The sequence below is a fragment of the Sorangium sp. So ce406 genome (assembly GCF_051474675.1).
Lineage (GTDB): Bacteria > Myxococcota_A > Polyangia > Polyangiales > Polyangiaceae > Sorangium > Sorangium cellulosum_G.
On the sequence record NZ_CP150340.1, the window covers coordinates 779,235 to 791,223 of the forward strand.

9 protein-coding genes are annotated in these 11,989 nt (G+C 74.5%); 5 read left to right on the forward strand and 4 right to left on the reverse strand.

Annotated features, from left to right (window positions below):
- Positions 1–16 precede the first annotated feature (16 nt).
- The 3 genes from WME96_RS02895 (at position 17) to glyQ (ending at position 6,157) form a co-directional block, all read left to right on the forward strand.
- Positions 17–4,003 carry a serine/threonine-protein kinase gene (locus tag WME96_RS02895; RefSeq protein WP_437288652.1) on the forward strand — a complete coding sequence of 1,329 codons (3,987 nt, stop codon included), beginning with the start codon at positions 17–19 and terminating at the stop codon, positions 4,001–4,003.
- Between the two features lie 183 nt (positions 4,004–4,186).
- Entirely contained in the window at positions 4,187–5,038 is an 852-nt protein-coding gene (locus tag WME96_RS02900) for a hypothetical protein (RefSeq protein WP_437288653.1), read from the forward strand.
- A gap of 171 nt (positions 5,039–5,209) precedes the next feature.
- The gene (gene glyQ / locus WME96_RS02905) at positions 5,210–6,157 is read left to right on the forward strand and encodes a glycine--tRNA ligase subunit alpha (RefSeq protein WP_061619340.1); all 948 of its coding nucleotides are present in this window, start codon (positions 5,210–5,212) and stop codon (positions 6,155–6,157) included.
- A gap of 132 nt (positions 6,158–6,289) precedes the next feature.
- Here the strand turns inward: glyQ and pyrE are convergent, their stop codons facing one another.
- The 4 genes from pyrE to WME96_RS02925 are packed head-to-tail and all read right to left on the reverse strand — an operon-like array spanning position 6,290 to position 8,397.
- Positions 6,290–6,868, reverse strand: a complete 579-nt coding sequence (gene pyrE, locus WME96_RS02910) for an orotate phosphoribosyltransferase (RefSeq protein ID WP_437288654.1) — start codon at positions 6,866–6,868, stop codon at positions 6,290–6,292.
- Positions 6,865–7,602, reverse strand: a complete 738-nt coding sequence (locus WME96_RS02915; RefSeq protein ID WP_437288655.1) for a bactofilin family protein — start codon at positions 7,600–7,602, stop codon at positions 6,865–6,867. Before WME96_RS02915 ends, pyrE begins: the two co-directional genes overlap by 4 nt.
- Positions 7,603–7,605: 3 nt before the next feature.
- Positions 7,606–7,920, reverse strand: a complete 315-nt coding sequence (locus WME96_RS02920) for a bactofilin family protein (protein WP_061611987.1) — start codon at positions 7,918–7,920, stop codon at positions 7,606–7,608.
- Between the two features lie 54 nt (positions 7,921–7,974).
- Positions 7,975–8,397, reverse strand: a complete 423-nt coding sequence (locus tag WME96_RS02925) for a bactofilin family protein (protein ID WP_061614915.1) — start codon at positions 8,395–8,397, stop codon at positions 7,975–7,977.
- 567 nt (positions 8,398–8,964) lie between these two features.
- Between WME96_RS02925 and WME96_RS02930 the strand changes: the two genes are divergently transcribed.
- Both WME96_RS02930 and WME96_RS02935 read left to right on the forward strand, forming a co-directional pair.
- Positions 8,965–10,356 carry a styrene monooxygenase/indole monooxygenase family protein gene (locus WME96_RS02930; RefSeq protein WP_437288656.1) on the forward strand — a complete coding sequence of 464 codons (1,392 nt, stop codon included), beginning with the start codon at positions 8,965–8,967 and terminating at the stop codon, positions 10,354–10,356.
- 348 nt (positions 10,357–10,704) lie between these two features.
- A complete protein-coding gene (locus WME96_RS02935; RefSeq protein ID WP_437288657.1) occupies positions 10,705–11,916 on the forward strand; it encodes a vWA domain-containing protein in 1,212 nt (403 codons plus the stop codon).
- The last annotated feature ends 73 nt before the right edge of the window (positions 11,917–11,989 follow it).

The following is an 11,989-nucleotide window of genomic DNA, read 5'->3' on the forward strand; positions in this document are numbered from 1 at the left end:
CCGGAGCCATCATCGAGTGCATCGCTGCCCCTCCTGTCACCGGCGCCGCGAAGGCGGCGCTCCGTGCCCCCGCGACGGGTGGACGCCCCCTCCGGCGAGCGAGCGCCCGGCGCCCGCCCCGCCGCGCATCGACGGCATCTCGCTGGGCGAGCGCCTCGGGCAAGGCGGGTTCGCCGCGGTGTGGGCGGGGATCTCGGGCAGCGACGGCGCCGAGGTCGCCGTCAAGGTCGGCTTCTCCGCCACCCCGGTGCTCGAGGAGCGCTTCCGCCGCGAGGCGGAGGCGCTCCAGCGCATCGGCCCTCCGCACGCTCCGCGGCTCCACGGGCGCGGTCGGCTCGACGACGGCCGCCCCTACCTCGTCATGGAGCGGCTCTCCGGCCGCACGCTCGCCTCGGAGCTCGCCTCGCTCGCCGAGCCGCCCGGCCCGGACTGGGCCGCCGCGCGGGCCGACGCCGTGCTCGCCGCGCTCGAGGCCGCGCACGCCGAGGGCGTGATCCACAGGGATCTCAAGCCGGAGAACCTCTTCATCGCGCGCTCCGGGGGCGCGCCCTCCGCCCCCGGAGCGCGCGTCGTGCTGCTCGACTTCGGCCTCGCGAAGCGCGCCGCGGGCGCCCCCGGCGAGGAGGCGCAGCTCACCCGCACCGGCGCGGTCCTCGGGACCCCCGATTACATGGCCCCCGAGCAGATCCGGGGCGAGGCGATCGACGAGCGCGCCGACCTCTACGCGTTCGGCGTCGTCCTGTTCGAGCTGCTCACGCTGGAGCTGCCGTTCGCGGGCGACGGCGGCGCCGTCGAGCACGGCCACCTCGCGCTGCGCCCGCGGCGCCCGGGCGAGCTCGCGCCCGTGCCCGCCGCGCTGGAGGCGCTGACGCTCGCGTGCCTCGCCAAGGACCGCGACCGCCGCCCCGCGAGCGCCTCGGCGCTGCGACGCGCGCTCGCGGCGGCGCGCGCCGAGGCGGCGCGGGCAGTCGCGGCGCGGGCGGTCGCGGCGCGGGCGGCCGCCGCGCCGGCCAGGCTGATCGCCGAGGGGGGGCACCCGGTCGTCCTGCTCGTCGCCGACACGGTCGCCCCGGCGCCGCCGGTCATCGCCGTCGTGACCGGCCGCAACGGGTTCATCGCGCGGCAACGCGGCAGCCGCTACGTGGCCGTGTTCTCCGGCCGGAACGCCGATCACCCGGCCGAGGCCGCGCTCGCCGCCGCGCGCGAGCTCGCCGAGCGGCACGGCGCGCGGGCGGCGCTCCACCTGGCCTCCGTCACGCTCCGCCGCAAGGCGCGGAGCGCCGCCGCAGCGTACGGCGCCGCCGTCGAGCGCCCGGAGACCTGGCTGCCCCCGGAGCCCTGGTCGGGCGTCGCGCTCACCGCGGAGCTCGAGCGCGCCCTGCCGGCGCGCGACGACCCGGGCCCCGCCTCGTCGCGCGCCGCGCCCTCGGCCGAGCTCGAGGCGCCGCTCGCCGGCCGCGATGACGTCGTCGCGGCGCTCTCCGCGAGCGCCGGGGCGGCCTTCGACGGGACGTGCCCGGGCCTGTTCACGCTCGTCGGCGAGCCGGGGCTCGGCAAGAGCCGCCTCGTGGCGGAGGCCGCCGCCGTGGCGCGCCGCCTGACGGTCCGGGCGCCCGAGGCGCGGGTGATCTCCCTGCGCGCCGCGCAGCCGCTGCCCGGGGAGCCGGCGCGCGAGGCGGCGGAGCTCCTGCGCCAGGTGCTCGAGGCGCCCGCGGACCCGCCGGCGGATCCCGCCGCGTTCTGCCGCGAGCGCCTCGGCGACGCGCTCGGCTCGGCGACGTGGCCGGCAGTGGCCGCGGCGCTGGGCTGGTCGCCCCCGGCGGGCGGCGGCGCGCCCGCGTCGCTCCACCTCGGCGTGGTGCAGGCGATCGGGGAGGGGCTGCGCCGGCTCGCGCGCCGCGGCCCGGTGGCGGTGCTCCTCGACGACGCGCACAGGGCCGACGACGCGCTTGTCGACGCGCTCGAGTACGCGACGCTCGACGGCGCGGGCGTCGCGCTCTGGGTCGTTGTCGCCGCGCACCCCCGCTTCGAGCAGGTGCGCCGCGCGTGGGGCGCGCGCACGCAGCGCCACCGCCGGGCGGCGCTCGCGCCCCTCGACGAGGAGGCCGGGATGGCGCTCGCCGCCGAGCTCCTGCGGCCGGCCGAGTACCCGCCCGCCGCCACGCTGCGCCGGCTCGCGGGCTGGGCGGGCGGGAACCCCGCCTGCCTCGCGGAGCTCGTGCGCTCGCTGAAGCGGGCCGGCATCGTGCGGCGCCGCGCGGGCTCCGGCAGCCACTACGTCGCGACGGCGGAGCTCGACGCGTTGCCTCCGTCGCCGGCGTGGCAGTGGCTCGCGGAGCGGCAGATCGACGCCCTGCCGCCGGAGCTCGCGGCCTGCGTCAGGCTCTGCTCGGTGCTGGGCGCCTCGTTCGGCCGGGCGGAGCTCGAGCAGGTCCAGGACGCGATCGAGCGCGCGGGCGGCGCCGGCACGCCGATCGACGCGGGCTACGGCCTGAGCGCGCTCGCGGAGCGGGGGATCCTCCAGCGCGGCGCGGGCGAGCGTTGCTCGTTCCAGAGCGCGGTGTTCCACGACGCGGTCTACGAGCTGCTCGATCCGGCGCAGCGCGCGCAGATCCACCGGCACGCGCTCGCGTACTTCCGGTCCAGGGTCGAGGCGGAGGGGCCCCGCCCCGAGCTCCTCGAGCCGCTGGCGCGGCACGCCGGCGGGTGCGGGGCGCTGGAGGAGGCGGCGGACGCGTGCCTCCGGCTCGGCGACGCCGCCCTCTCGCGGCACCGCCACGTCGAGGCGGACCAGCACTACACCGCGTGCCTCTCGTTCGCGGCGGACGGCGAGCCGCGCGCGCGCGCGCTCGCGCGGATCGGGCGCGGCAAGAGCCGCTACGGCGTCCACCGCCCGCGCGAGGCGCTGGAGGATCTCGCCGCCGCGCGTGCGCTCGCGGAGCAGCTAGGGGACGCCGCGTTCCTGGCCGACGCCCTGCTCGTCGAGGCGACCGTCCTCGACTGGGCCAACGATTTCGAGACCTCGGCCAGGCGGGTGGAGGAGGCGCGCCCGCTGGTCGAGCGCGCCGGCTCGCCGGGCCTCGCCGCCCGGCTCGTGGTGGGGCTCGGGCGGACGTGCATGCGGCAGGGGCGCATGGCGGAGGCGGCCGACCTCCTGGGCCAGGGCGTCGCGGCCGCCGAGGCCGCGCGCGACTACGAGGCGCGCGTCGTGGCGCTCGTCCTGCGGTCGGCTGCGCTCGTGTTCGCCGGGCGGCTGGAGGAGGCGGAGGCGACGTTCCAGACGGGCATCGAGCTGGCGGCGCAGGTCGAGGACTGGCCCCACGTCTGCGCGATGTACGTCAACCGCGCCTTGCTGTGGACGACCAGGAACGAGCTGCTCCTCGCGATCGACGACATGCGCCGGACGATCGCCCTGGCGCGGGAGATCGGCAACCCGCTCTTCGAGCGGATGGCGACGCACAACGTCGCCGAGCTGCTCCACGCCAACCACCAGGATGAGGAGGCCCTCCCGCTCGCGCGGCGCGCCCTCGTCCTCGAGGAGCGGTTCGTGGAGGTCCCGGTGCCGGAGAGCTCGCTGCTGCTCGCCCGGATCCTGATCGCGCGCGGCGGCCACGACGAGGCGGCGCGCCTCGTCGACTGGATCGCCCGGCGCTGCCCGCCGGACGCCGCGACGGCCCCCTCGCTGTCCGCGCTCTTCCGGATGCTCGGGCTCGTCCTGGAGCAGCTCGGCGCGGGGCCGCCCGACGCGCCCGACGCCGGCGCGCTGGGGCGTCGCTGGGCCGCGCTGCTCGACGAGGCCAGCGGCGGGCTGCTCCCGTTCGAGCTCCTGGAGCTCCTCCACTGGCGCGCGGCGATGGCCATCCGGCGCGGCGAGCCGGACGAGGCGTCCGGCGCGCTCGCGCAGGCCGGGGCGCTCCTCGTCGCGTGTCCGATCTGGCAGCCTCGCTTCGACGACCTCTGGCGGCGCTTCCGCGAGGTGGAGGCGCGAGCCTCCATGGGCTGAGGGCCAGCGCCTCCGGTCGGCCATGGCGCCGCCCGGGCGCCGCCGGCTTCGCGCGTCGAGACACGGCGCTGTTCGGGCCGGAAGCGGCGGGCCGGTCGACGGCGGCGCCGCCGCGCGTGGCTGGCACGATCCATGGACTGAGCGAGCGCGTTCGCATGCCGCGCCAGCGGCGGAAGGAAGAGCATGTTCAACGCCCGATCGTCCCTTGCTGTCGTTGCCGGTTCTCTCCTCTTCGCGTCCGGTTGCGTCGCGGCGCCGCAGGACGGCGCAGACGACGAGCTCGCGGTCGCGGAGGACGCGATCATCTGGACCAACGGCGACGTGCCGTCGTTCTTCTGGCAGACCACCACGCAGCATCTGTTGCAGCGGCTCGCGCTGTCTCCGCTCGTCGACCCCGCGACCGGCCTGCTCACGCCCACGCGGCTCCTGTCCAGCGACGCGGGGCGCAAGCTCCTCCACTACGTCGTGGGCTGCGCGCTCCCTCGCGGCACCACGGTGAACACGTCGATGCCAGCGGTGTCCTTCAAGGGCGCGATCGGCCTCGCGCCGACGTGGAAGGCGGGGAAGCTGGGCGCCCTGTCATCGCAGCGCTGGGTGACGGCGTGCCTGCTCCAGACCCTCAACGGCATCGGCGCGAAGGTGCCGATCCGCATGGTGGGCAGCCACGGGGGGCTCACGGACGCCTCGGCGCAGGACGCCGTGAACTACTCCATTCCGGACGCCACGATGTTCGGCAACATCTTCGACCCCGCCAAGGTGGAGGTCTTCGCCTGCGCGGACGACGCCGCCGCTGCGGCGTGCGGCCTGAGCTGGAGCGTCTTCGCGGACGTGCGCATCTGCGACGGCTCGTCGCTCTGCGGCATCACCCTCCTCGGCGCGTGCCAGGACGAGGCGGGCGCCGACTGCTCGCCCGACAGCCTTGGCAACCCGGTCTGCAGGACGCCGGGCAACACCGTGTACGCGGAGGCGATCTCGACGTTCCTCGATGAGACGGGCTTCACCGCGCTTTACCCGTCGTGCAGCCCGCCTCCCTGACCCACGCCCCTGCGCCCGCGCGGGAAGGAAGGGGGAGCGGCCCTCTGCGCTGGAGGGGGACCCGGGGCCCGCGTCGTCCTCGACGGGATGGTCGGTCGGCGGCTGCTTTTCGCGCGGCGCCGGGCTGCATATCGCCCGCGCGCGAGATCCACGCTAAGAACCGGCCCTCCCATGACCTTCCAAAACCTCATCCTCGCACTGCAGAAGTTCTGGGCCGAGCGCGGCTGCCTCGTCGTGCAGCCGTACAACTCGGAGGTCGGCGCCGGCACCTTCAACCCGGCGACGTTCCTGCGTGCGCTCGGCCCCGAGCCCTGGAACGTGGCGTTCGTCGAGCCTTCCCGTCGGCCGTCGGACGGCCGCTACGGCGAAAACCCGAATCGTCTTCAGCAGTTCCACCAGTTCCAGGTCATCCTCAAGCCGAGCCCGATCGACATCCAGGATCTCTACCTGGAGTCGCTGCGCGCGATCGGCACGAACCCGCTTGAGCACGACGTCCGGTTCCTCGAGGACGACTGGGAGTCGCCGACCCTCGGCGCGTGGGGGCTCGGCTGGCAGGTGTGGCTCGACGGGCTCGAGATCTCGCAGTTCACCTACTTCCAGCAGATCGGCGGCATCGACTGCCGCCCCGTGTCCGGCGAGCTCACGTACGGCCTCGAGCGGATCGCGATGTACCTGCAGGACAAGGACAGCATCTACGACGTCGTCTACTCCGACGCCGGCGGCAAGGTCGTGCGGTACGGGGATCTCTACCAGCGCGCGGAGTGGGAGTGGTCGACCTACAACTTCGAGGAGGCCGACATCGCCGAGCACTTCGCGGCGTTCGACGTGTGCGAGGCCGAGGTGAAGCGGCTCCTGTACCGGGGCGCCGATCCGGCGGCGAAGGGGGCGGCGATCGATCCGCGCAAGGCGCTGGTGCTGCCGGCCTACGACTTCGTCGTGAAGGCGGCGCACCGCTTCAACGTCCTCGACGCGCGCGGCGCGATCAGCGTGACCGAGCGGCAGCGCTTCATCGGCCGGGTCCGCGCGCTGGCGCGGTCGGTCGCCGAGACGTACCTCGCGCAACGCGAGGCGCTCGGCTTCCCGCTCCTCGGCGAGCAGCAGGCGAAGGCGGCGGAGTAGCGCCGCAGGCGACGGGGCAGCGCGCGCTGGCGAGGGTCACGGAGCAGCGCGCGCCGCGAGGCTGGTCGAGCAGCGCGTCGCCGCCGACCGGCCGAGCCCGCGCCCCGAGGGGGCGCGGGAGCGCGCGGCGCCTCAGCCGGGCGGGCTGTCCGGCAGGAAATCCCGCCGCGTGCAGATCGCGACGACCGGCAGCCCCGCCGCGCGGATCGCCTCCGCGCCGCCCTCGAGGCGGTCGACGAGGGCGACCACGCCGACCACCGAGGCGCCCGCGGCGCGCAGCTTCTCGACCGCCTTCAGCGTCGAGCCGCCGGTCGTGATCACGTCCTCGAGGATCGCCACGGGCATCCCGGGCACGAGCCCGCGATCGCCCTCGACCAGGCGGCGCGAGCCGTGGTCCTTGACCTCCTTGCGCACGTAGAGCGCGGGGAGGGGGCGGCCGCGCAGGAAGCTCGTGAGCGACACCGCGCTCGCGAGGGGGCACCCCCCGAGCTCGACGCCGGCGACGGCCTCGCACCGGGGGAGCGCGTCGAGCGCCTCGAACATCAGCGCGCCGACGAGCGCGTGCCCCTCGGCGGTCAGCACCGACTGCTTGCAGTCGATGAAGAAGTCGCTCTCGCGCCCGGACGCGAGCACGACGCGCTTCTGCTCGAACGATCGCTCGCGCAGCAGCGCGACGAGCCGCTCCCGCTCCGAGGTGCCGATGGCGCTCACCGCCCGCCCCGCTTGCGGAGCGAGGCCTTCGCGGCCCCCTTCCGGAGCGCAGGGACGACGGGCGGCGGCGGCCCGCCGGCGCCCTCGGCCGCCTCGGGCTCGTCGCCCTCGCCGCCCGCCGAGGCCGCCAGATCGGCGTCGTCCTCGTCGTGCGACGCCGCGAGGCGCGGCTCGGGCGCCGCCTCGACCGGCGCGGGGCGCGCTGCCGGCGCAGGGCGCGCCGCCGGCGCGGGGCGCGCCACCGGCGCGGGGCGCGCCACCGGCGCGGGGCGCGCCGCCGCAGGCGCGACGCGGGGCGCAGGCCGGGCCGCCGGCGCGGGGGCCGGCGCGCGGGCCGGCCGCGCGGCCGCGGGCGCGGCGGCGCGCGGCGCGGCTTCTGCCGCTGCGGCGCGCGCCGGGGCCGGCTGCGCGGCGAGCGGCGCGCCGGTGGTGACGTTGCCGCGCACCAGCGCGCCCGCGTGGATGCCGATCTGCGGCGCGCCGAGGTCGCCGACGACGCGCGCGCCGGGCTCGAGGATCACGGCCTCTTCCCCGGAGATGTTGCCGGCGACCGCGCCGCGGACGACCACGCGCCGCCCGCGCACGTCGCTCTGGATGAGCGCGCCTTCGCCGATGGTCACGTCGCCGGTCATGACGACGCTCCCCTCGACGCGCCCGAGGATCTCGAGATCCCCGTCGCCCTGCACGTTGCCGCGGATGGCCGTCGTCGGCCCGATCGAGGACTGGGAGGCCATCGGCTACACGTCCATGTCGACGTTGCCCTTGAACGAGGCTCCGTCCGCGATGGTGAGCCGCGACGCCTTCACGTCGCCGACCAGGCGACCGCCCGCGAGGAGGTCCACGCGGTCGGCCGCCGTGACGTTGCCGGTCACGTTGCCGCCCACCTGGAGCGACGCCGCCCCGATGTCCGCTTCGACCAGCGCCCCAGCGTCGATGGTCAGAGGCCCCTCGACGGTGAGCCGCCCGCGCACCGTCCCGGCGACGATCACCTCCTCGTCGGAGGTGATCTCGCCCTCGATCGTGAGCCCGTTTCCGATGATCGTACCCGCCACGTTCGTGCTCCTCGTCGCGCCCTCGGGGCGCGATGCTTCGTCCGTCAACGCGCGCTACCGCCCCGCCGCTTGCCGGGTGCCCTGACCGCGCCCGCCGGTCCGCTCCGAGAGCTCGGCCGGGAGGTCGAACTCCGCCTCGATGCGACCGGCGAACGCCGCGCCTTCCTCGAGGATCACCTCGCTGCCCCCCAGGTTGCCGGCGTACTGCGCGGTCGCCCGGATGGTGACGGGGCCGCGCGACGTCACGTCTCCCGTGAGCTGCCCGGCGACGACGAGCGAGCTCGCCTCGACGTCCCCGGTGACCGACGCGCCGTCCTCGATCTCGAGGTCGCCGGCCAGGCGGATGTCCCCCTCGACGCTCCCCTCGACCCGGAGCGAGCCGTCGCCGTGGACCCGCCCGCGGATGCGGGCGCCCCGGCCGATGAGCGATTCGGCAGCGTCCGATTCGCTGCGCGTGGTTGTCGAGCCTCGGGCCATTCTCGTCTCCCGTGCGCGGTGGGGGCCGCGTGAGCCGGGGCGCGCACCAGAAGCCCGGCTCGTCCGCTGGAGCTGGGCGAGCGACATCGCCCAGGCTCCGCGGCGGCGCGGACGCTACTCCAAGGCGTCGCGCCTCGCAACCAGGCGACGAGGCGACGGAGAGCGCGGGAGGGGTGGGGTGTCGCGCGGGGGGCCGAGGGGGGCCCTCCCACGAACTCGCGCCTCGTGGTGGCTGTTGCCCGCTGCGCGGAAGTGCCGAGTGCAGGGGTGAAGGCGCGACCCGCTGCGATGCGGGCCGGCGCTCGGGTTCGTGGGGCCCTCCCCCTCGGCCCCCCGCGCGACACCCCACCCCTCCCGCGCTCTCTCTGGTGAATGGGGGGTGGTTCAGATCGGCAGCGGGGGACTGTGGGCGCTGCGGGAGGCTTCCTGAGGAGCTGGCTCTGGTGATAAGGTGCGATTCGACTGGGCTTTCCATGCTCGCGACGCGCCGGGCGATGAACCGACTTGGACGGCTCGGCGCGCGTCGTCGTGAGGCGAACGTGGACGAACGCAACCTGGGGGTGTCCTATGCGGAAGATAGCTATCGTGGGGTCGGGACAGGCTGGCCTGCTCGCGGCGCACGGCCTGGTGAAGGCCGGCCATGAGGTGACGCTCTACTCGGATCGCACGCCCGAGCAGTGGCTGAATGAGTCGAAGCCGACCGGCACCGCCGCCCGGTTCGACATGGCCCTCGAGTTCGAGCGCGAGCTCGGCCTGGCCTTCTGGGAAGACGCCGCGCCCAGGGGCGAGGGCGCTCAGCTCACCGCGTGCGCCGCCCCGGGCAACCGCCTCCTGACGCTGGCGGGCCGCCTGGAGCGGCCGTTCATGGCGATCGATCTCCGGCTCCAGAGCCACCGGTGGATGCTCGAGCTCGAGGCGCGCGGCGGCAAGATCGCCATCGAGCCCGTCTCCGTCGCGCGGCTCGACCAGATCGCGGCGGAGAACGATCTCACCATCGTCGCTGCAGGGAGAGGCGACCTGTGCAACCTGTTCGAGCGCGACCCGGCGCGCAGCGTCCACGCCGAAGCGCAGCGCAACCTCGCCATGGTCTGCGTGACCGGCCCGAAGCTCGGGTTCGACGGCGTCCCGCTGCTCCCGGTCAAGTTCAACCTGTTCGCGGGCGTCGGGGAGGCGTTCTGGGTGCCCTACCACCACAAGGACGTGGGACCGAGCTGGAACTGTATCATCGAGGCGATCCCCGGGGGGCCGCTGGACCGGTTCCAGGGCGTCAAGACGGGGGAGGAGGCCGTCGCGATCACGAAGCGGCTGGTGAAGGAGCTCATCCCCTGGGACCATGAATGGTTCAGGTCAGCCGAGCTGTCGGACAGGCATGGATGGCAGGTGGGGCGGGTCGTCCCGGCGGTGCGCAACCCCGTCGGGCGGCTGCCCTCCGGCCGGATAGTGACGCCGCTCGGCGACACGGCGCTCTCGCTCGATCCGATCGGCGGCCAGGGCGCCAACAGCGGCAACAAGATGGCGCGCAACCTGGTCGAGTGCGTCGCGCAGCACGGCGACGGCCCCTTCGACGCCGGATGGATGACGCGCACCTTCGATCGCTTCTATGCCCGCCACGGCGGGCCCACGGACAGGTTCAACAACCTCCTCCTCGCGGCCTCGGCCGGCGTGTTTCACCTCCTCTTCGCGCAATACGGCAGCGACGGGCGGGCGGACAACACGAGCAGGCAACAGGCGCTCGCGAACGCGTTCGTGAACAACTTCGCCGACCCGGCCCAGCTGACGCCGATCCTCGAGGACGTGGGGCGGGTGCGCGCGTTCATCGGGCAGAAGACCGGCCGCCCGTGGCCGCTCGCGCTCGCCGCGGGGGGCGTCGGCGTCGGCCTCGCGCAGGTGCGGCAGCGCCTCGGGCTGTCGCCCGGGCACCCGGGAGCGCAGGCGCACGCCGGGGGAGCGCTCGCGTAGCACCGATAACAGTCCTTCCACCCTTCGGCTCGCCTCCGGATGTGCAGCACGGCGGCGCGCCTCACGCTCACGGAACGCGCGCTGAGCTCCCATCACCCTTCTATGTGAGACCCTCGGTCACACGAGCACACAGGCGCGTTGCACGCGCATGAATATCTTGCGCTGTGATCGTCGCGATCTCTTTTTCATGCAGTTGTCACGCACGGTGCAGCGTTCTCGGTTATACTCCACACTGGTCCCGGAGTTTCAGGATGTGGTCCGGCAGGTTGCCGTCTCCGGAGGCCTCCTCGCTTCTAGTTGCTACAGCGCCGTCGACGGCGCTGGCACGTGCTTAAGAGGAGTTGGACCATGCGATTGCTTACGATGACCATTGCTTTGTCGATGGTGGCTCTGGCCGGCGCTGCGTGTGGAGGCGCCTCGAACAGCAGCGACGGCGGCGGTAGCTCGGGCGGCGGTAGCTCGCAGAGCGGCGGCTCGCCGACCGGCTCGGCGAGCACCGGCGACTTCGGGGTGGGCGCCGGCGCTGGCCCGGGCGGGAACTCCGGCTCTGGCAGCAGCGGCGCCGTCGGCTCGACGGGCGCGGGGCAGGCGTGCGCCGCGCAGTCTGCCCAGACCGGTCTTCAACAGGTGTACCTCGCCTTTGCGTTCGACGTGTCGGGCAGCATGGGCGCGAACAACGAGGAGTGGCACGACAAGGCGCTCAAGTGGGATCCCGTCGTCGCCGCCACGAAGCAGTTCTTCTCGGATCCCGAGTCCACCGGGCTCATGGCGTCGCTCACGTTCTTCCCCGGCCCCGATCGGCGGCGGATGTGCAGGGCCGGCACGTATGAGAACCCGGATGTCCCGATGACGTCGCTGCCCTCGGAGGCGTTCGGCGAGGCGATCGATGACGTCACGCCCAGGCGCGATGACGACTGGCGCATGGGCACGCCGACGGCGTTCGTGGTGGAAGGCACGGTCGGTTTCATCGAGGAGGAGCGGCCGCAGAGCCCCGGGAAATACGCGCTCGTGCTCGTGACCGACGGCTACCCGCAGCTCTGCGAGGGGTCGGACTCGATCGAGGCGGTCGTGCGGCATGTCCGGGCGGCGCGCGAGAACGGCATCGCGACCTACGTGGTCGGCGTCGCGAACCCGCCGGTGCCGGACGCGCCGGAGAACGTCGACAACTTGCACGACATCGCCGAGGCGGGCGGCACGGGCGAGGCGTTCATCATCGACACCGGCGACCCGGCGCAGACCACGGCCACGTTCAAGGCGGCCATCGACCAGATCCGCGGGACCGCGATCTCGTGCACGATCGCGATCCCGCCGGCGCCCGATGGCAGGTCGTTCGACAAGCAGAAGGTCAACGTGACGTACACGAGCGGCGCGAGCAATACCCCGACGACCCTCCTGTATGATCAGGACTGCGCGGCCGAGAGCGCATGGCGCTACGACGACCCAGCGAATCCGGCGTCGATCGAGCTCTGCGCCAGCGCGTGCGCCACGGTGCAAGCCGACCCCGCGGCGTCGCTGAGCGTCGAGTTCACCTGCGAGGACGTGATCGAAGTCCCGCTGTGATCGGCGGCGCTCCCTGGCCAGCGAGGTACGTCAATAGCGGCCCTCGCTGGCCACGCGCTCCTCTCGCGCCGGC

What these genes read in the sequence shown, in the direction of transcription:
- WME96_RS02900 (WP_437288653.1), top strand. Translation starts at nt 4,187, where the DNA reads ATGTTCAACGCCCGATCGTCCCTTGCTGTCGTTGCCGGTTCTCTCCTC.
- glyQ (WP_061619340.1), top strand. Translation starts at nt 5,210, where the DNA reads ATGACCTTCCAAAACCTCATCCTCGCACTGCAGAAGTTCTGGGCCGAG.
- WME96_RS02915 (WP_437288655.1), bottom strand. Translation starts at nt 7,602, where the DNA reads ATGGCCTCCCAGTCCTCGATCGGGCCGACGACGGCCATCCGCGGCAAC.
- WME96_RS02925 (WP_061614915.1), bottom strand. Translation starts at nt 8,397, where the DNA reads ATGGCCCGAGGCTCGACAACCACGCGCAGCGAATCGGACGCTGCCGAA.
- WME96_RS02930 (WP_437288656.1), top strand. Translation starts at nt 8,965, where the DNA reads ATGCGGAAGATAGCTATCGTGGGGTCGGGACAGGCTGGCCTGCTCGCG.
- WME96_RS02935 (WP_437288657.1), top strand. Translation starts at nt 10,705, where the DNA reads ATGCGATTGCTTACGATGACCATTGCTTTGTCGATGGTGGCTCTGGCC.